We start from the raw sequence: 19,576 nt of genomic DNA, 5'->3' as shown, positions 1-19,576 counted from the left end.
CGATGAGTATACTCGTTGTCGGGGGAGCCGGTTATATCGGTTCCCATGCCGTTTACACATTAATTGAGAAAAATGAAAAAGCCGTCGTTGTCGACTCCCTGGCAACCGGACATGCTGAAGCCGTTCACCCTGAAGCCGTTTTTTACAAAGGAGACATCCGGGACCGGCATTTTCTCAGGCAGGTATTCGAAAACGAGGACATCGAAACGGTGATGCATTTCGCAGCTTCTCCTATTTCAACCGAGTCAAATCGCGTGTTTTCTTCTTTCAATGAAAACATCTCAGGATTGGAAACACTGCTTGACGTCATGAAAGAATTCGCCGTTAAGCAGATCGTCTTCGCCTCAAGCGCGGCCGTCTACGGCAGCACAAAAGATGTGCCGATTACAGAGGAATCAAAACCGCAGCCTGTCCATCCCCACGGAAAAGTCAAATGGCTGATGGAGAATATGCTGATGGAAGCGGAAAAAGCCTGCGGTCTCAACTATGTGATTCTCCGCTCCTTCAATGTCGGCGGGGCCCACCCATCCGCAGCGATCGGCGAAGACCGTACGGATGATGCGCATCTGATTTCAAATGTTTTGCGTGCTGCTATCGGAACAAAACATGACAGGACCGCATGCACAGCAGGAATTCGCGATTATGTCCACGTACAGGATCTCGCCGAAGCCCACGTTCTCGCCATCAACCATTTACGGCAAGGCAAGGGGAGCCGGACATTCAATCTCGGCTATGGCGAAGGCTATTCAGCCGAACAAGTCATCCAGGCCGCCCAATATGTCACAGGCATCGGCCTCATTCCCGTCACACCTGTTGACAGCACAGACACCCCGGATGCCTTGATCGCTTCCTCTTCCCGCGCCAGAAAGGAATTAGGCTGGATCCCGAAACACAACAGCCTGATCGCCATCATCCGCGACGCCTGGAACTGGCATTCTGCGAATCCGAATGGATATGCATCGGAGAAGGTGGGGCAAGGGTGAAAAATGAACTGCCCCCCTATAGTTAGATAGTGTCTAACGGTGGAGGTGCAGTTTTTTTCTCCGTGATGAATATCTACTGTAAATCTAGTCGACTACCCAATCATCCTAATAATCTATCAAGTAAGCAGTCGGGTGTTTTTTGTCCTGCAAATCAATCAGCATATTAATATATCCCGAGCCATACCAGATGAAATCATATGAAAATTGGATAGCCACAAAATTTTTATTAAAATATTTAATTTCAGCTGAATTGACTTTTTTCACTTTCAAACCTGCTCCGTCAAAAGCCTTTTCAAAATCCAAATTAAATTGCACTTCATCCTTATGATTTCTTTTTAGATAATTTTCCACAGTTTGAATGCGCTGGACACCTTCAGATATGATATCCTTGTCTTCAGCCCCGTTGAGATATACATATTTGCCGTCTTCGCTTAAATAATCATCGTCACTGATTTTTCTGACTAGGTTTGTCTTTTTTTCGAAAATGTATTTGTCAAATAAGTGCAGATAGGATCCATCCTCCGTCACCTTTGGAAAAACAGACAGGTAATCATTTAGTTTTCCTGACTCGATTGTTGCGGGCAATTCATCTTTATTGACAATCTGGTATTTTAAAAGATTTTGTTTTAAAAATATATAATATGTCTTCGTATCTCCATCGCCTGTATAATCCTCTACTCCGATCAGCATGTTTTTTTTATCAATAGCATAAAGATAGAGATAAATATCTTCAGAATCAGCTGTTGCCTTTATGGGCAGTTTTATCTTCTTTTCACCTAATTCCGTTTTCACTTGCAGCATATTTTTATGATCCAACCGCAATTCAGGCAGCTGACGTTCTATTATATAGCTAAGGGGGCCTTTGGCATCCAAAAACTTGCTATTGTTTATGTGGTGAGAGTAAAACATTTGATCAGGTGAAAAAATTGACGCATATGAATCCTGAAGCTCTTTATCTGTATATTGATAATAACGAAGCCCACCCTTATCACCGCGCATAATCGTATACTTATGATTTTCATGCCTTAACGTCGCATCGCCCGCTAATCCACTTTCAATTCGCATATACTCTTTAAATGCCGGACTGTCTTCTTTTGGATATCCTTTTTGATATGTGAATGCATCATCGTCTTTTCCACAGTTGGTGATCGCCAACAAACATATTGTGAAAATTCCTAAGTATATAAACCATCTTTTTTTCATTGAAATATTTCTATCCTTTATGTTCCTATTTATTTAACTTCCAAAAAATTCTATATGATTATCCCAGCTTTGTGACCTGTGTCAAATGAATAAAAACTCTTCAGTCCCTCTATGATTCAATTCCTAAATCAACTAAGTAAGCAGTTGGCTGTTTTTTGTTTTTTTGTAAGTCAATCAGTACATTAACAGAGCCTGCTGTGCCAATTGTCTTCCCATGATAGGAAATATACAAAACTACATAATCTTTATTAAAATAATGAATATTGGCTATCCTTGCATCGCCCGCGTTAAATTCCATCTCTTTTGCAATTTGTTTGAAGTCAATCTTAAATTGAGCTTCATATTTTTCATTTCCTTTTAAATAGTTGTCCACTGTTTGTATCTGTTGAACACCATCGGAAATTACAAAGTTTTCTTCTTCTTTTGCTCCGTTAATATAGACATACTTACCATCTTCGCTTAGAATATCAGTGTCTTTGATTTTTCTGACTTTGTTCGTCTTTTTTTCGAAAATATAGTTGTCGAATAACTTAAGATATGATCCATCCTCTGTTACTTTTTGAAATACTGAAAGGTAATCATTTAACTTTCCAGACTCAAGTGTTGTATGTAATTCTTCTTCTTTCACTAGCTGATGTTTTGAAAGATCTTGTTTTAAAAACAAATAATATGTTTGTCCGTCTCCTTTTTTTCCATTTACCACCACTTTTATCTTCATGTTGTCTTTGCTAACAGCTTCAAGAGCCAGAATTACTTTCTTACCTCTGGCTGATGGTAACTCATACTTTTTTTCTCCGAATTTTGTTTTCACCTTGAGAACATTCTTTTTATCTAAAGTCATTTCCGGCAGATGATGTTCTATTTTATTGCGAATAAGCTTTTCTTTCGTTAGAAAGTTAGTTGTTTGTAAATCATACAGTTTTGCTCCGGGATATTTTTCAGAAAATAAAGGATTGTAAAAGTCCTCAAGCTCTTTACTCGTATATTGATAATAGCGTAGTCCATCTACATCACTGCGCATAATCGTATAAGTATGATTTTGATAATTCAAGGTCGCATCACTCACTAAATCAAGTTCATGTCTCATAAATTCTTTAAATGCAGGGCTGTTTTCTTTTGGTAAGCCTTTTTTATAGACGACTTCTTGATAATCATCTTTTCCGCATCCGGTGATCACAACTAAAAGCACTATTAATACACTTAAACTTAAAAGTCTATATTTCATCATTGAACTGCTCCTATTCCGCTTCTTTTTTGTTAACATCTTGTATCAAATCCACAAAATCAGAATCTTCAACTTCATAAAGATGTTTAAGGCCAGACTCCTCTATTTCAAACTGAGGCTTATTATCAATGAGATCATCCAGTATTTCTCCATTCTGACTCTCTACCGAAACGATATCATCACTATATTTAGTGTAAGGGCCTGCTCCTGCCGCAGCGGTAATATCCATTTTCTGAAGCTTTTCATAGACTTCAGGATTGGCGGATTTTAAATGATTAATGTCTTCAGTCATCGCCTCACTGTCCATATCTGTGTAAGCATTGCTGTAATCTTTTCCATTATCATTGTTTCTGTTCTCTTCATTAAAATCTAAATAGTCACTCGTGTCCGTAGTTTGGATAGTCGACAGCTGCATAATCTCTGATGACATGGTTCGTCTCAGAAAACATTTGCCGTCCAATGACAAGCAGACGTCTTGAATCATTATGTAAGCCGACAACACTGCCGACAGGAAGATAGTTCTTTTTTAACAGCATAATTCATTATCCCTCTTTTTCTCTGAAATTGGACGTATATACAAGTTGTAAAAACATAGGAAAATCATAGCAAAAAAGTTTCATTTCATTCAACAAACTAAAGTACCGTGAAATTATACCCAGAGACTTTTGATTTAATGTTTGCTCTTTGCAAAGGGTTTGTCGGTGTCATTAGTATGTTGTTTGTCACTGGAGAGATTCATCAACCTTACGGGGACAAAAAACCACCATATAGGCTGCTTTGGATTTCGAAAAAGATATAAAGCGCAATCAACTTAAGATTTACCTTTGATCAAGTTGAAGAAGTAATCTCCATTTTCGCCACCTTACAGATTCAACTTCCACTTTTCGTCTTTTGTTCTGGAGCGTCACTTCTATCATTTTTCCCGCTTGAAAGCCGGCTTTCAAAGACTAAGAAACAAGCGCCCTGCCCCTTCCCTAGACATGATTTCATATGAAAAATTATTGTGAAAATATATTTTTAGCTTGAATTTTAAACAATCTCGAGATAAAATACAGTCAAAATAATAGAAGCTCACTTCTTGTATATAATCAGTAATAGGGTCTGATTGTTTCTACCTGGCAACCGTAAATCGCCAGACTACAAGGAAGTTTGAATAGATTTGATCATGTAAAAAGTGTATTGCGCAAACAATATATCTATTTTTCATTTGCTCTTATTTTTCATGCTTTCTTTATCGGAACCCATGAAAAATAAGAGCTTTTTTATTTTCAAAAAACATTCGGGAGTTGAAATCATGTATTTTCTCATTAATATTTTAGGCCTGTTCATTGTCATGGCCGTCGTTTTTCTCTGTTCCCCGCAAAAGAAATCAATCAAATGGCGGCCGATTCTTTCGCTTTTTGTCGTTGAGCTTTTGGTGACATGGTTCATGCTTGGCACGAAAGTAGGCGGATGGGTCATCAACCAGATCGCTGCTTTCTTTTCTTGGCTGATCGCCTGTGCAAGCGATGGAATCGCCTTTGCATTTCCTTCCGTTATGAGCAATGAGACCGTAGACTTTTTCTTCAGCGCTCTATTGCCGATCATCTTTGTCGTCACATTTTTTGACATTCTTGCTTATTTTGGGATTTTAACGTGGTTGATCGATAAGATCGGCTGGGTGATTTCAAAAGTGTCGCGTCTGCCCAAATTAGAAAGCTTCTTCTCCATTCAAATGATGTTTTTGGGCAATACAGAAGCGCTCGCTGTCATTCGCCAGCAGCTGGCCGTTTTAAAGGACAACCGCCTGCTGACATTCGGCATCATGAGCATGAGCAGCATCAGCGGCTCGATCCTCGGCTCCTATTTAACTATGGTTCCCGCAACCTATGTCTTTACAGCGATCCCGTTAAACTGCTTGAACGCGCTCATTTTAGCAAGCATCTTAAATCCGGTGGATGTCAAAAAAGACGAAGACATCATTTATGTACCGCCCAAAGAAGAAAAGAAAGATTTTTTCTCAACGATTTCCAACAGCATGCTGGTCGGAATGAACATGGTGATTGTCATTCTGGCCATGGTGATCGGCTATGTTGCCCTAACGTCATGCTTAAACGGCCTTCTGGGGCTGATCATGGACGGGCTGACCATCCAAAAAATCTTTTCTTACATCTTCAGTCCGTTTGCCTTTCTGCTCGGACTGCCCGCGCATGATACGATGTATGTCGCACAGCTGATGGGTATGAAACTCGCCACAAATGAGTTCGTCGCGATGATGGATTTGAAAACACAGTTAAAAACGATTTCGCCCCACACTGCCGCCGTTGCAACGACGTTTTTAACATCGTTTGCAAACTTCAGCACGATCGGCATGATCTATGGAACGTACAACTCCTTATTCAATGGAGAAAAGTCAGCGATCATCGGCAAAAACGTCTGGAAGCTCCTTGTCAGCGGTATGGCTGTTTCACTGCTGAGCGCGGGGATTGTCGGACTGTTTGTCTGGTAAATCGGCTTGCCATATTAATGGCAAGCTCTTTTTTATTTATTTTGTAAAGTAAGCTTTACGTAAAGCTTACTTTACTTTATAATGGATATGAATAACAGCGAAGGAGATTTGAATCCTTGAAAAACAAATTAGCTGAATTTCGAAAACAGAAGAAGTATTCACAGGATAAATTGGCCGAAATTCTTGGCGTCAGCCGGCAGACAATTATCTCAATCGAAAAAGGGAAGTATAATCCGTCTCTTCCCCTGGCGCTTCAAATTGCCCGTACATTTCATACACAGGTGGAAAACATCTTCTTTTTAGATGATGAATAGATTGGCAAGGAGGAGATTTTATGGCATTGCGAAAAGCATACTATATCATTGGCGGACTGTTTGTCTTTATATTTCTTGTGAAAATGATCTTCGGCATAGCCGGTGATTCTTTATCTTTAATCGAACTTTTCATGTGGGGCGGTCTGGCTTTTTTAAGTTTTGCAGCAGGCTACCTCTATCCGCAATTCAAACAAAAAGATGAAAGGTCACAGCACATCAGACAAAAAGGAATGCAGTATTCCATGATCGCTTTATCCGTTTACTTGCTTGTGCTCATTTTCGGAATGCAGCTCAGCTATATTACATTAGCGGGAGTTGATGTTGTTCGGATTTTGGTTTCTTTACAGGTGATTACAGTATTTTCATCATGGATTGTATTATCAAAGAAATTATAGTGGTCAATTAAATTAGCACCCTTGAGACAGGGTGCTATTTAACGGTCCGATCCCAATGGCGGTCCAGGGCGATTGCTTCAAGCAGCTCTTTCGTGAATGCATCGATTGTTTTGCCGCCGCACGCCGTGATAATGCCCGGCTCTTGAGCGGCATCTGTTCCGGCGGCTGACAATAGCAGATCGACTGCCTCACCTGAAGCTCCGATCGTTTTATAATGTCCGAAGGCTTCACGAATAAAATCCAAAGCGGCTTTTTCCTTTTTCAACCGCTCAACGCTTTCTTGTCCGCTTGGAATATAGACGGCGTCATACAGAACCGAATCAACCGTCCGCAATGAGTGAACCGCTTCTAATTCTCGGCCGCCGGCCCCTTTGACCGCTCCTAAAGCGGTGCTGATGATGTCCGGGATGACACCCGCTTTTCTGAAGGCTTTTACCGCCCGGCTGACTTCGGACTCATCGAAACCGGCTTCGGCTATAATGGCGACCGTTCTTGTCAGCGGTGTTTTCACCGTATTTTCCTGGTTTAAGGCCGGCGACTTGAGCGTGACGTCAGAACCTTCGTCTTTTTCCGGCGGCTCAACACCTACTCCGGCGGCGATTTGCTTGGCCAAATCACCGTCGACACGGTTGAACATTTCAACGACCTGGCGGCGGACGTCTTTGCTTTTCACCTTCCCGACTTCAAAGTGAAACGCGGCAATGATATGTTCTTTTTCGACCGGGGACATGCTGTTCCAAAACAGCTTCGCCTGTGAGTAAAAGTCTTGAAAGCTGTCGCTGCGCTGGCGGATTTTTTTGCCCTCGACTTTTTCCTGATAATGGACATATCCGCCTTCTTCCGCTGACGCGGGAGCCGGATCGTTGTTTTGCAGCGAGTTTTGATGATAGGCGACAGGCCCCTGATTGATCGTCATCCGGTGGTAGCCGTCATACTGGTTGTTATGGAACGGGCAGACCGGCCGGTTGATCGGAATTTCATGAAAGTTCGGACCGCCTAACCGGATCAGCTGTGTATCCGTATATGAAAAGAGACGTCCCTGGAGTAGCGGATCGTTCGTAAAGTCGATTCCCGGAACGACATTGCCCGGATGGAAGGCCGCCTGTTCCGTCTCCGCAAACACGTTGTCCTGGTTTCGATTCAGCGTCATTTTGCCGATAATTTTGACAGGAACCGCCTCTTCCGGCCAGAGCTTTGTCGGGTCGAGGATATCGAAATCAAATTTGAACTCATCTTCTTCCTCAATCATTTGCACGCCGAGCTCATACTCCACTTCATCGCCTCTTTCGATCGCTTCCCAGAGATCGCGGCGGTGATAATCGGGGTCTTTCCCGGCGATTGTCTGCGCTTCGTCCCAGACGAGCGAATGGACACCGAGGACGGGCTTCCAGTGAAATTTAACAAAACGCGCCTTGCCTTCTTCATTAACAAACCTGAACGTATGCACGCCGAAGCCTTCCATCATCCGGTAGCTGCGCGGAATCGCCCTGTCTGACATAATCCACATGATCATGTGGGCTGTTTCTTCGTTATTGGCAACAAAGTCCCAGAACGTATCGTGAGCCGTAGAAGCTTGCGGCATCTCGTGATGAGGCTCAGGTTTAAACGCGTGCACCAAATCGGGGAACTTGATGGCATCCTGAATAAAGAAAACAGGCATGTTGTTCCCGACGAGATCATAGTTCCCTTCCTCTGTGTAAAACTTTGTGGCAAACCCTCTGACATCCCGGACCGTATCACCCGATCCCCTCGAACCGGCTACAGTCGAAAACCTGACAAACACCGGTGTTTTCACCGACGGATCTTGAAGAAACTTCGCTTTCGTATACTCTGTCATCGGTTCGTAAACCTGGAAGTAGCCATGCGCGCCGAATCCCCGGGCATGGACGACGCGTTCCGGTATCCGTTCATGGTCAAAATGGGTCATTTTTTCGCGGAAATGAAAATCCTCCATCAGCGTCGGACCGCGCACGCCTGCTTTTAAGGAGTGTTCGTCTTCAGACACGCGCAATCCTTGGTTCGTCGTCATTTTTTTGCCCCGGTTGTCAGACCGGTACTGTTCAAGTTGTTGATCCTTGCTGTGTTCATTGACTTTACGGCGGCCATCATTGTGATTCACTTGTCATCCCTCCCCATTCTTATTTCCTATGTAGTTGATCTGGATTGCTATTTTATGATTTACCCTGTCTGCCAGCGAGTTAAACGCAACGCTCGTTAAAGGGAATTGTCATTTTAATACATTCAAAGTTTGGACAAGAAGCGATCTGCTGATAACTTCTTGTCCTCTCCTCCCTGTGACACCTACACAAGAAAACGAATTAAACCGATTTTAAAGGTACACATATTTCGCAATACGGGTTGCTCACCATATCACCCATGTATTTTTCCATCATTGGTCTATTGTCCAGTTGAAATTCATTGTTTTGCAGAGATGAAAAAATATCAGAATATGCTTTTTGAATATCCTCTGCTGTATGTTTAACATCGTACATCAGGTATTTTCCGCCAGAAATGTCCCCTTCAAGTACTGAATCATCGACTTGATAATCATGCGGTATCACGATACAAGCATCAAATCTACACTGATCAGGAGGTGTTGTTTCCGGGTTATCCTGTGGAATCGCAAACAGAATGGCAGACTCAAGAAGACCTTTTTTCTTAGCCCATTTTTTTAACGCCTCCATGACATCAATATTGGCAGGACCGTAGGGACCAACTCTTCGCATATAAGCAATGCGATAGTTTGGAAGTGTTTCGATTTTGAATGTCATAGGTTCTTTCTTCCTTTCCTCATTGTTGTTCGTTCCGTTTCGAATGTAACACGGTTTAAAAATATATACATTTATATTTTTAAAATTTTCTGTCATTTATTTAAAAAAGAGGATATTCAGAGATCATCTGAACATCCTCTTTCTTTGTTTAATCTAGTGTTTCGCCGTTTGAAGCAATCAAGTCTTTATACCAGTAAAAGCTTTTTTTGCGAATGCGGCGCAAGTCTTTCAAGTCAAATTCATCGCGATTCACATAAATAAATCCGTAGCGTTTTGAACAGCCTTGGTGGGTCGAAATCAAATCGATCGCTGACCATGGCGAGTAGCCGAACACATCGACGCCATCTGTAATCGCCAGCTGAATTTGCTTGATATGCTGTTTTAAATACTCGATGCGGTAATCATCATTGACGACATCTCCGTCCTCAAGCTCATCAAAGGCCCCGAGGCCGTTTTCCGTAATGATAAGCGGCAGCTGGTAGCGGTCATAAATCTCACGGAGTGTCGAACGGAAGCCGACAGGATCGATTTCCCAGCCGAAATCATTTTTCTGCAAATAAGGATTGCCGCTTCCTCTGTACACGCCTTCCTCCCCTGTTTGTAAATGCTGATCGCCGCCTCGTGCGGATGTATCGCTGCCGTCATCTTTGCTTGCTTCGGCCGTTTGCGACGTATAATAGTTGAATGCGATGAAGTCCGGTTTGGCAGACTTCAAAATGTCCATATCCCCTTCAGCAATGGCAGGTGTGCAGCCTTTTTCTTTCATATACGCCCATGCCGTTGTATTGTACCGTCCGTATACGGCCATATCCAAGTAAAGCCAGTTTCTGATCGCGTTATAGTTAAAGGCCGCTACGACATCCTCGGGTTTGGATGAAGCCGGATAGATGAGCGCGATATTTGGTGCGGGCCCGATTTTTGCTTCCGGCAGCATATCATGGCAAAGGCGAATCGCTTTCGCCTGTGCGACAAGCATGTGATGGTTTTGCTGGTACAACTCTTTTTTCGGGTTTTCCAAATTCGGGTCAAGGGTCCCCAAGGCAGATCCGTGGAGAATCATCATGTTTTGTTCATTGATGGTCAGCCAGTATTTGACCCGGTCTCCGTAGTTTTCAAAAAGGATGTTCGCATACTTTTCAAAGGCGTCGATCGTCGCTCTGTTCGACCAGCCCCCCTTTTCCTGCAAAGCGTTCGGCAGGTCAAAGTGATACATCGTCACAATCGGTTCAATCTGATATTTCAGCAGTTCGTCGATCAAACGGCTGTAAAACTCGATCCCTTTTGGATTGACGCTTCCATCGCCGTCGGGAATGATCCGCGTCCAGGCGATTGAGAAACGGTAAGCTTTAAATCCCATTTCCGCAAACAGTGCGATATCTTCTTGATAGCGGTGATAGTGGTCACTGCCCACTTTAAAATCGGTCGTGCCTTCAGGATAGCTGTCGCGCGTATCAATGACAGAAGGTCCTTTTCCGTCTTCATTCCAAGCGCCTTCCACCTGATAGGCCGATGTTGAAGCTCCCCATAAAAATTGATCTGGAAATTTGGCTAATTTGCTGTATTTCATCTTATGTTCCTCCCCTGATTACCTTAATGTGATGATCCATTTTCCTGTTTCGACCCGGTTTTGGCCGGTTTTCTCAATATCACTGTATTGGTGCGGATTTGTCACCACAACCGGTGTTGTGACATCAAAGCCCTCCTGTTTTAGCGCTTCCAAATCGAATTCCGCGAGAATATCACCCCGTTTCACTTTTTGCCCTTGAACGACTTTTGGATCAAAATGCTTCCCTTCCAGTTTGACAGTATCGATACCGATATGAATGAGGATTTCGGCTTGATGTTCGGTTGTGATGCCGTATGCATGCCCTGACGGAAAAACGGTTGTCACAACCCCGTCCGCCGGGGCAGCAGCGATCCCCTTTGCCGGCAGCACAGCAATGCCTTCCCCGATCGCTCCCGATGAAAAAACGTTGTCGGATACTTCCGCCAGCGGCAGCACATCTCCCTGCAAAGGGCTGAAAATCTGTTCACCGGAATGCCGCTGCTTTTTCTCTTCTGCAGGATCATCAAAGCCGACAATATATGTGAGTGCAATCGATAAAACAAAAGAGACTGATATCCCGGTGATAAAGCCGAGAAACCCCGGTCCGTAAAAAATCGGAATCGTCAGCAACCCCGGCGCACCCGAAGCGATGGCAATGCTGTGGGAATAGCCGATGATCGCTCCGCCGACAGCGGCGCTGATGACACCGCATACAAACGGCTTTTTCAGCCTCAGAGTGACACCGTAGACAGCCGGCTCAGTGATGCCGAACATCCCCGTTATGGCGGTTGATCCTGCCAAAGCCTTCAGCTTCTTGTTTTTCGTCTTGAGCATGACCCCGAATGCCGCCCCTGTTTGGGCAAACACGGCGGCGGCCGTCGCAGGCTTGATATAATCCTTTCCATGGACGGCAATGTTATTGAGAATCACCGGAACGATGCCCCAGTGAATCCCGAAGATGACAAGGATTTGCCACAGCGCCGCAATGATCGCCCCGGCCAGAACCGGACTGACATCAAAAACGGATAAAATCGCAGCTGCGATACCATTTCCCGCATATACGCCAAGCGGTCCGAAAATGATTAAGGTCAGCGGCACCATCACCACCAGACAGATTAAAGGGGTGATAAAATTTTTAACGCTTTCATGAATGACATGCATGCAGTACTTTTCAAGCCAGCTCATCACATAGACGGCAAGAATGATCGGGATCACCGTCGAAGTGTAATTCATCAAAACGACGGGAATTCCGAAAAACACCGGATCTGCCCCGCTGTTTTTCAATTCAAGGATGGATGGATAAATTAAAGCTCCCGCAATCGTCAGCGCCACAAAAATGTTCGCGCCGAATTTTCTGGCTGCCGTGACGGCCAATAGAAGAGGCAGAAAGTAAAATAAACTGTCGGCTGCCGCGTACAGAATCGTGTAAGTCGTCTCCTCGGCCGTCAGCCAGCCGGCGTTTGTGCAAATCAAAAGCAGCCCTTTTAAAATCCCGGCTCCCGCCATGACGCCAAGCAGGGGCGTGAAGATGCTGGATACGATATCTACTAATCTTCCAGCAAGATTCCCTTTTTCACCGGAATCAGCCGCCGGCTCTGCCAAGATATTCGATATCCGGCCGATCTCTTTGTAGACCTCGGGAACATGGTTGCCGATGACGACCTGAAACTGGCCCCCGCTCTCCACCACCGTCACAACTCCGTCGGTCTCTTCAAGCGCTTTTTGATCCGCCCTTGAGCGATCCTTTAATGTAAAACGCAGCCTTGTTGCACAATGAACTAAAGAAGCGACATTTTTTTCTCCCCCTACAAGTCTTAAAATATTCTTGGCTAAAGTTTGCACATCCATCCGTGACCATCCCTCCCGCATCTTTAAAAAATAAAAAACCTAAACAAAGCCCGTCAAAAAAGGCTTTGCTTAGGTTTTGCCTGCCGAACAGTAACAATCCTTATGCTGAAGTATGATAAACATAAAAAAACCTAAATTACTCATGATAAACAGGCGCACACGTCCCGCATCACAGTAATTTAGGTTTTGCCTGCATGACCAGTAACAATCCTAAATAATAGATTGATATTTTTTGATTTAAGTCCAAATTAGCATACCTGCAACAGGTTGTCAACGCTTTCATTTTTCGTATAATCCCTCTATCCTTGATGAACGACTCTCTCGATGTGAATCGTTAAATACAACAGTTCTTCGCTTGTTAGTTCATGACCGTATTCCTTTTGAATGTACTGCCTGATTTTTTCGGTGCATACATAAGCATCACGGTATTTATTTTTCACAGTATCAAACAAAAAGTCGTCTTTGCTTTTCATATAGGTGCCGCTGAACAGCCGCTGCGCAAAAAACTTTAAATGGGTGATGAATCGGTAATAATGGAGCGATTCTTCATCAAAATCGATATGAAAATGATATTTGACGATGCTTAATATTTCCTGCATCACTTTTGTGATGTTGACAATGTTCGGCATTTCTTCATTCAGCTCGGCGTTCACAATATGGAGCGCGATAAAAGCGGCTTCGTCTTCAGGAAGAGCGATCCCCGTCTTATCTTCAATGATCTGCAAGGCCTCTCTGCCAATGGCAAACTCGTCTTTATAAAGCCGCTTTGTCTCCCAGAGCAAGGCGTTTTTAATCTCAAGACCCTTTTGCTGCCTTTCGACCGCAAAATGAATATGGTCTGTCAGCGATACATAGATGCTGTCATTCAGTTTTTTGCCGAGCTTCATTTTCGCATAGCTGATGATCTCTTCCGATATTTCCATAAATTCGATCGGAATTTCGTCCAACAGCGTCTTAAACCGTTCTGATACATCTTTATTGTCAAGCCTGAAAATCTTTTCGATCCTCGTTTCATCGACCGGCTCGCCGGGCTTTTTTTGAAAAGCGATTCCCCTGCCCATGACCACTAATTCCTGACCTTGTTCATTCCAAACGCTGATCACATTATTATTGATCACTTTGGCAATTTTCACATCGCGCCACTCCCATCTCATATAAACTAAGGGGATTTTTTATGTTGCTTTTTTCTTATCTTTACACATTGATTGTACAACCTTTTTAAATTGGGTCAATGATTTTCAGTCAATCGTCCCCTGAAAGTTTCTGATTTCTAATAAAAAAAGAGCCGTTTTCGGCTCTGACATCATGAAAATGTTATTTTATCCCATTATGTTATCCGTAAAATGACCGCCACGGCCAAGAGCAGCCCTGCCAAATAAACAGCATCTTTTGCGTAAAGCCGTGTCGTTTGATAATATGTCCTGTTTTTCGTACCCGTAAAACCGCGCGCTTCCATGGCCACCGCGATTCTTTCAGATTTGCGGATACCTTGCGAGAACAGCGGCAGCGCATAGCGGATAAAAGCTTTCCAGCTGTTTTTTTGCTTATAGCCCCTGATTTTATGGGCTGCTTTCATCTGCGCCAGCTCTGATTGAAACAACGGAATGAACCGGAAACCAGCCAACAGACCGTACGCCCATTTTGGCGGCATTCTGCATTGATGGATCAAGCTCATGATAAACCGCGTTAAATCGGTTGTCGACGTAAACAGCAGGCCGTATGTAACAAACCCGAGCATCCTTAGTGCAATCGTCAGGCCATGGCTGGCGCTTTCCTTGGTCACATGAAACCAGGCCCATTGCCACAGCGTTTCTTCGCCTTTTCCGAAAGCGGCCATCATCCAAAAGACGAGAATGAAAAACATGAGATAAGGCAAAAAACGTTTCAGCAAATAAGCCAATGTCCAGCCGCCGAGAAAGATGCCGATCAATAACGCGAGCAGCCAAATCAAAAATGTTGCTTTCGGATTTGTTACAGCCATTAAGATGCACATCACAAGCAGATTGGAAAAGAGCTTTGCACTGGGGTTCAGTGTTGACAGAAGCGATTGATTGCTTTTCATACCGGCACCTGCTCCTTTCTGGCGTGCAGCAGCTGGTAGTGAAGCGGCGGCAGCAATGAAAATGTCCGCACCAACCGTTGATCGGAGAATAACCGGGACGGGGTTCCTTGAAAAGCGGCTTTTCCTTGATGGAAGACGATGACTTGATCCGAATGCTCATCAACGATATCCATGTCATGAGTTACCATGACGATCGTCGTTCCCCGTTCCTGCCGCTCTTTTAACCGTCTGATCAGTTCCCCCGCCGTTTTTTCGTCCTGGCCGAATGTCGGTTCATCAAGCAGCAGCAGATCCTGATCGAACAAAAGCATCGTCGCCACGCTCAAGCGCCGTTTCTGCCCCAGACTCAGTGTAAAGGGATGGGCCTGCGCATGTGAGACGAGTCCGAATTCCTCCAGCAATTCTGCCGTCTTCCGCTGAACAAGTTCTTCTGACCAACCTCTCTGTCTTGCGCCAAAAGCGATTTCCTCAAATACCGTATCCTGAATAAATTGGAGCTCCGGGTTTTGAAAGACAAAGCCGGTTTTTTCGTACAATAGACGGTCAGGCCATTTTTTCAGCTCGCAATCCTCCAGATAAATCCGGCCTTTCTTGACTGCTTCCAGCCTGATCAAACTTTTTAAAAAGGTGCTTTTTCCGCTGCCGTTTGCACCGATAACCGATACCCATCCTCCTTTTGGAATCCGGAGGTTGATACCGTCGGCCACCGTTTTTTTCAGGTAGCCGATCGCCGCATCTTCGATCCTGATCAAAGCATCGCTCTTCTTCGGGTCGCTTTTTTCAGCAAGCTCCTTCCTTTTCAGCCTGGCGGAAAGCTTGACGGCAAGCGGGTGCTGTTCGTCTTCGACGACTTCATGCCATGCCGCCGGATACAGCTTTGGCTGCCAAATCCCCGCAGCTTTCATTTGCTGTCGATAGCGGACGAGAATGTCTTCCGGCTTCCCGTCGGCTATAATCCGCCCGTTATTGTCCAACAGGACGACGCGGTCCATCCATTCGATGCAGCCATCCAAGACATGTTCGACAAACACCATCGTCTGGCCGTTTTTTGCGGAAAGGTCTTTCAGTAAAGCAAATATTTCCTTCCTGCTCGCCGGATCAAGCTGTGCCGTCGGTTCATCAAAAAACAGCACTTCCGGCTCCAGTGCCAAAAGACACGCTAATGCGAGACGCTGCTTCATTCCGCCTGACAGGGCTTCGATCGGCGTCTTTCTGTCAATATTCAGTCCGACTTGCTCCATGACATTGTCGATGATCTCATTCATCTGCTCCGGGGGAACGGAGCGATTTTCAAGGCTGAACGCGATCTCTTCATCAACACGAAGCATACAAAATTGTGTGTCAGGGTCCTGAAACATAACCCCTGCGCTTCTTCTGCGGTCGATCTCGCCTGTGACTTCGGCTTCAATGTGTTGAGGGATGATGCCGGAAAGAGCGGAAATCAGCGTCGATTTCCCGCTTCCGCTCGGACCGAGGATCAACACCTTCTCACCCCTGTGAATCGATAAGGTCACACGGTCCAAAATCGTGTCAGACCGGTTGTAAAAGCGCACGGAAAGATTATTGCAGCCTAGAAATGAAGTCATTTGATTCATCCTTTTTCCGGTGTTCCTTCATGATGTCATACTGGTCAAGGACGCCGGTTTTTGCGAGGGCGCCGACAACGGCTTTGGCCAGCCAGCCGCCCAGAATCATGCCGCTTATGACTTGAATGACAAAAGTCAGAATCAGGGTTTCTGTCGTATAGTAGGCAAATCCGTTCGCGATCAGGCTGTAGGTCATGCTGCCGACAGCTGCAAGTGCACCGGACAGCATCAGGGTAAACAGGTTGTAGCGCTTATAGCGAAATATCGCAAACGCGATTTCCGCACCGGCCCCTTGAAAAACGCCGATCAGCAATGCGGACAAGCCGAAATGGCTGCCTGTCAGCAGCTCAACCGAGGCCGCTGCCGTTTCGGCAATCAGCGCCGCCCCGGGCTTGCGGATGATATAGGCAACAATCGGGCTAGCAATCACCCAAATGCCGAACATAAAGTTGGCGCCGACAGGCCCGACAATGGCCGAGATCGGCAGCCACAGCGTTGACCAGCCCAAATAAATGACACCGCACGCAACGGACAAAATCACCATCATCACGACTTCTTTTATATTCCAATTCATCGAGTCACCGCCTCCATTTCAACCGGCCAGTCTTCCACTGTATAGGCCATTTCCCAAAAACCGTATTCCAGCTGGCAGCTTTGCAAAAAGAGCTCTTTCATTTTCTTCTTCTCTGCTGCGCCCGCTTCTTTCGCCCATTCATCCAAACGGGCGCAGAACTTCGTGGTGATGGAGTCGGTTCTGCCCCCATAAAAATGGATCCAGTCATAGAACGGATGTGACGAATCAGGCTGTACTTCTTCAAGGAGCTTTTTGCCGATTTCCCAATATGTCCATGGACAAGGCAGCAAGACAGCTAAAATCTCTCCAAGCGTCCCTTCGTGCGCCGCCGTCAGCATGTGGCGGATATAATGATGGGCGGACGGGGCCAATGGATAGCCCTGCAGAGATTCATAGTCTGCGCCCGCAGCCCGGCACAGATTATGATGCGGGTGTACTTCGCTGTTTAAAACAAAGGAAATCTGCTGATGAAACATCTCCATATCTTGGCGGTTATCACACTTGGAAATGGCGATTCCATAGATTTGGATAAAGGAATTCAAATACTCGACATCTTGTTTCACATAATGGATCAGCTGTTCCTTTTCCAGGCGGCCTGCAGCCAGTCCCTGAACAAACGGGTGCTGAAAAATCGCTTCAAAAATGGGGTCTGCCTCTCGGCGAAGTTGTGCTGAAAAACTCATGACAGAAAGCCTCCTTCATCGGTTTTAAAAGGAAGGCACAGGGGGATGTAAGAGCGGCTGTTATGCAAAAAAGCCGCCCCGACATGGAGCGGCTTTGACATAATCACATCAAAAAGAAACCGACTCCACTTCCCTACGCTAGTATGAACTAGATCAGGTTCAAAGGGTCCAAGATCGCTTCTTGTCTCAGCCAGCATGTGGCTCCCCTAGTGGACTTCCTATTAACATTAACTTTTACTCTACACATCAATGGCCTTGATGTCAACCTGCGCCGCGTCAATTGTAAAGATGATGAACACCATTTTAAAACATTTATAGAAAAATATTAATTTTCTGAAACTTTTTCTTGCGGTCATCCGTCTAATATATAGAAGTCAAAACCATTTGGAGGGGATATTGATGATGATGTTGATCTTGATTTTGACGATGACCGGATATTTGTTTTACTCTTTCAGCAGAGACAACCGGCCGGCCAAAAGAAGACAAAAACCTCGGCAGCCTAAACTGACTGTGCTTCGGGAACGTCCTTTGACAGCCCCTTCCAATGATGCCAACTGTTAATTGAACATGAATAATCAAAACAGCCGCCCGCAAGGCGGCTGTTTCGTTGTGTTACGGCTGAAACTGCTCCGCTTCGGTTGACCCTTTCAGCGCTGTTGTAGAGGATGTGCCGCCTGAGACGACCTGTGCCACCTCATCAAAATAGCTTGTTCCGACCTCACGCTGGTGCCGTGTCGCAGTATAGCCGTATTTTTCACTGGCGAACTCAGCCTGCTGCAGCTCGGAATACGCCGCCATTCCGCGGTTCTTATACTGGCGGGCCAGCTCAAACATGCCGTGGTTCAATGCATGGAAACCGGCAAGTGTTACAAATTGGAACTTATACCCCATTTCACCGAGTTCTTTTTGGAAATTCAAGATGCTGGCATCATCCAGTTTGGCCTTCCAGTTGAACGAAGGAGAGCAGTTATATGCGAGAAGTTTCCCCGGGAATTTTTCATGAATCGCCTGCCTAAACCTGCGCGCTTCCTCAATGTTCGGTTCAGATGTCTCACACCAGATCAAGTCGGCGTATGGCGCATAGGCCAGGCCTCTGGCAATCGCCTGGTCAAGGCCCGATTTCGTCTTATAAAACCCTTCTGAGGTGCGTTCACCCGTTAAAAACGGCGCATCATACGGATCAATATCACTTGTGATGAGATCGGCCGCATTGGCGTCCGTCCGTGCGATCAGAATGGTCGGCACGCCCATGACGTCTGCGGCAAAGCGCGCGGCAATCAGATTGCGAACCGCCGTCTGTGTCGGCAGCAAAACTTTGCCCCCCAAATGGCCGCATTTTTTTTCGGAGGAAAGCTGGTCTTCAAAATGAACCCCTGCGGCGCCCGCCTCAATCATGCTTTTCATCAGTTCGAACACATTGAGCTGTCCGCCGAAGCCGGCTTCGGCATCGGCTACGATCGGCGCATACCAATCGATATCTTCTTTCCCTTCCATATAATGAATCTGGTCGGCACGCTGAAGAGCGCGATTGATTCTTTTCACGACATCCGGAACACTGTTGGCCGGGTACAGGCTTTGATCGGGATACATGCTTCCAGAGAGATTGGCATCGGCGGCCACCTGCCAGCCGCTTAAATAAACCGCTTTCAACCCAGCCTTTACTTGCTGCATCGCCTGATTTCCGGTTAGAGCCCCGAGCGCCGGGACGAAGTCTTCTGTATGCAATAGCTTCCACAGCTTTTCCGCGCCCCGCCTTGCGATTGTATATTCCACCTCAAGCGAGCCCCTCAGGCGGATTACGTCTGATGCCTTATACGGCCTATTGATTCCGTCCCAGCGTTTATCCTTCTCCCAGCTTTCCTCCATTTGCCTTGCCTTTTCTGACATCATCTTCATAT

The 19,576-nt window shown here is 45.4% G+C and carries 19 protein-coding genes and 2 riboswitches; of the genes, 5 read left to right on the top strand and 14 right to left on the bottom strand.

Going from position 1 to position 19,576, the window contains the following annotated elements; all coding sequences use genetic code 11:
* Positions 1-2: 2 nt before the first annotated feature.
* Positions 3-983 carry a UDP-glucose 4-epimerase GalE gene (gene galE / locus ACINLD_RS10915; protein WP_410206996.1) on the top strand — a complete coding sequence of 327 codons (981 nt, stop codon included), beginning with the start codon at positions 3-5 and terminating at the stop codon, positions 981-983.
* Positions 984-1,088: 105 nt separating this feature from the next.
* Here the strand turns inward: galE and ACINLD_RS10910 are convergent, their stop codons facing one another.
* From ACINLD_RS10910 to ACINLD_RS10895, 4 genes are all read right to left on the bottom strand, one after another.
* Positions 1,089-2,186: a hypothetical protein gene (locus ACINLD_RS10910; protein WP_410206995.1), complete on the bottom strand. Its 1,098-nt coding sequence runs from the start codon at positions 2,184-2,186 to the stop codon at positions 1,089-1,091.
* Between the two features lie 109 nt (positions 2,187-2,295).
* Entirely contained in the window at positions 2,296-3,414 is a 1,119-nt protein-coding gene (locus tag ACINLD_RS10905; RefSeq protein WP_410206994.1) for a hypothetical protein, read from the bottom strand.
* A 10-nt stretch (positions 3,415-3,424) separates the two neighbouring features.
* Entirely contained in the window at positions 3,425-3,841 is a 417-nt protein-coding gene (locus tag ACINLD_RS10900) for a hypothetical protein (protein WP_410206993.1), read from the bottom strand.
* Positions 3,789-3,947, bottom strand: a complete 159-nt coding sequence (locus ACINLD_RS10895) for a DUF4176 domain-containing protein (protein WP_236251186.1) — start codon at positions 3,945-3,947, stop codon at positions 3,789-3,791. Before ACINLD_RS10895 ends, ACINLD_RS10900 begins: the two co-directional genes overlap by 53 nt.
* A gap of 522 nt (positions 3,948-4,469) precedes the next feature.
* Positions 4,470-4,571, top strand: a riboswitch (purine riboswitch).
* Between the two features lie 134 nt (positions 4,572-4,705).
* On the opposite strand from ACINLD_RS10895, the gene ACINLD_RS10890 reads away from it, so the two are divergent.
* The 3 genes from ACINLD_RS10890 to ACINLD_RS10880 all read left to right on the top strand — a co-directional run bounded on the left by ACINLD_RS10890 (position 4,706) and on the right by ACINLD_RS10880 (position 6,608).
* Positions 4,706-5,899, top strand: coding sequence for a NupC/NupG family nucleoside CNT transporter (locus tag ACINLD_RS10890; RefSeq protein WP_026589321.1), 1,194 nt, complete (start codon positions 4,706-4,708; stop codon positions 5,897-5,899).
* A 116-nt stretch (positions 5,900-6,015) separates the two neighbouring features.
* Positions 6,016-6,213, top strand: a complete 198-nt coding sequence (locus tag ACINLD_RS10885; protein WP_026589322.1) for a helix-turn-helix transcriptional regulator — start codon at positions 6,016-6,018, stop codon at positions 6,211-6,213.
* Positions 6,214-6,233: 20 nt separating this feature from the next.
* Positions 6,234-6,608 carry a hypothetical protein gene (locus ACINLD_RS10880; RefSeq protein ID WP_410206992.1) on the top strand — a complete coding sequence of 125 codons (375 nt, stop codon included), beginning with the start codon at positions 6,234-6,236 and terminating at the stop codon, positions 6,606-6,608.
* 34 nt (positions 6,609-6,642) lie between these two features.
* On the opposite strand, the gene ACINLD_RS10875 is transcribed toward ACINLD_RS10880, so the two are convergent.
* From ACINLD_RS10875 to tenA, 9 genes are all read right to left on the bottom strand, one after another.
* Complete coding sequence (locus ACINLD_RS10875; protein ID WP_277692031.1) at positions 6,643-8,727, bottom strand: catalase; 2,085 nt, start codon at positions 8,725-8,727, stop codon at positions 6,643-6,645.
* A 199-nt stretch (positions 8,728-8,926) separates the two neighbouring features.
* On the bottom strand, positions 8,927-9,379 hold the full coding sequence (locus ACINLD_RS10870; RefSeq protein ID WP_026589325.1) for a GyrI-like domain-containing protein: 453 nt from the start codon (positions 9,377-9,379) through the stop codon (positions 8,927-8,929).
* Positions 9,380-9,527: 148 nt separating this feature from the next.
* Entirely contained in the window at positions 9,528-10,946 is a 1,419-nt protein-coding gene (locus tag ACINLD_RS10865) for a glycoside hydrolase family 1 protein (protein WP_026589326.1), read from the bottom strand.
* 18 nt (positions 10,947-10,964) lie between these two features.
* The gene (locus ACINLD_RS10860) at positions 10,965-12,773 is read right to left on the bottom strand and encodes a beta-glucoside-specific PTS transporter subunit IIABC (protein WP_026589327.1); all 1,809 of its coding nucleotides are present in this window, start codon (positions 12,771-12,773) and stop codon (positions 10,965-10,967) included.
* A 299-nt stretch (positions 12,774-13,072) separates the two neighbouring features.
* Positions 13,073-13,906, bottom strand: coding sequence for a BglG family transcription antiterminator LicT (gene licT / locus ACINLD_RS10855; protein ID WP_026589328.1), 834 nt, complete (start codon positions 13,904-13,906; stop codon positions 13,073-13,075).
* 194 nt (positions 13,907-14,100) lie between these two features.
* On the bottom strand, positions 14,101-14,835 hold the full coding sequence (locus ACINLD_RS10850) for an energy-coupling factor transporter transmembrane component T family protein (RefSeq protein ID WP_077735952.1): 735 nt from the start codon (positions 14,833-14,835) through the stop codon (positions 14,101-14,103).
* Entirely contained in the window at positions 14,832-16,421 is a 1,590-nt protein-coding gene (locus ACINLD_RS10845; RefSeq protein ID WP_410206991.1) for an ABC transporter ATP-binding protein, read from the bottom strand. The genes ACINLD_RS10850 and ACINLD_RS10845 overlap by 4 nt, the downstream gene beginning before the upstream one ends.
* Positions 16,396-16,995 (bottom strand): ECF transporter S component, encoded by a 600-nt coding sequence (locus tag ACINLD_RS10840; protein ID WP_026589331.1) that lies wholly within the window; start codon positions 16,993-16,995, stop codon positions 16,396-16,398. Before ACINLD_RS10840 ends, ACINLD_RS10845 begins: the two co-directional genes overlap by 26 nt.
* The gene (tenA, locus tag ACINLD_RS10835; RefSeq protein ID WP_077735950.1) at positions 16,992-17,678 is read right to left on the bottom strand and encodes a thiaminase II; all 687 of its coding nucleotides are present in this window, start codon (positions 17,676-17,678) and stop codon (positions 16,992-16,994) included. The genes ACINLD_RS10840 and tenA overlap by 4 nt, the downstream gene beginning before the upstream one ends.
* 113 nt (positions 17,679-17,791) lie before the next feature.
* A riboswitch (TPP riboswitch) is annotated at positions 17,792-17,896 on the bottom strand.
* A 181-nt stretch (positions 17,897-18,077) separates the two neighbouring features.
* Between tenA and ACINLD_RS10830 the strand changes: the two genes are divergently transcribed.
* Complete coding sequence (locus ACINLD_RS10830; protein WP_179115677.1) at positions 18,078-18,239, top strand: hypothetical protein; 162 nt, start codon at positions 18,078-18,080, stop codon at positions 18,237-18,239.
* A gap of 51 nt (positions 18,240-18,290) precedes the next feature.
* On the opposite strand, the gene aceA is transcribed toward ACINLD_RS10830, so the two are convergent.
* On the bottom strand, positions 18,291-19,568 hold the full coding sequence (gene aceA, locus ACINLD_RS10825) for an isocitrate lyase (RefSeq protein ID WP_410206990.1): 1,278 nt from the start codon (positions 19,566-19,568) through the stop codon (positions 18,291-18,293).
* Positions 19,569-19,576 lie beyond the last annotated feature (8 nt).

The sequence above is a fragment of the Bacillus sp. z60-11 genome, from assembly GCF_046464135.1.
GTDB lineage: Bacteria > Bacillota > Bacilli > Bacillales > Bacillaceae > Bacillus > Bacillus sonorensis_A.
This window is presented reverse-complemented; position numbering and strand designations above follow the sequence as displayed.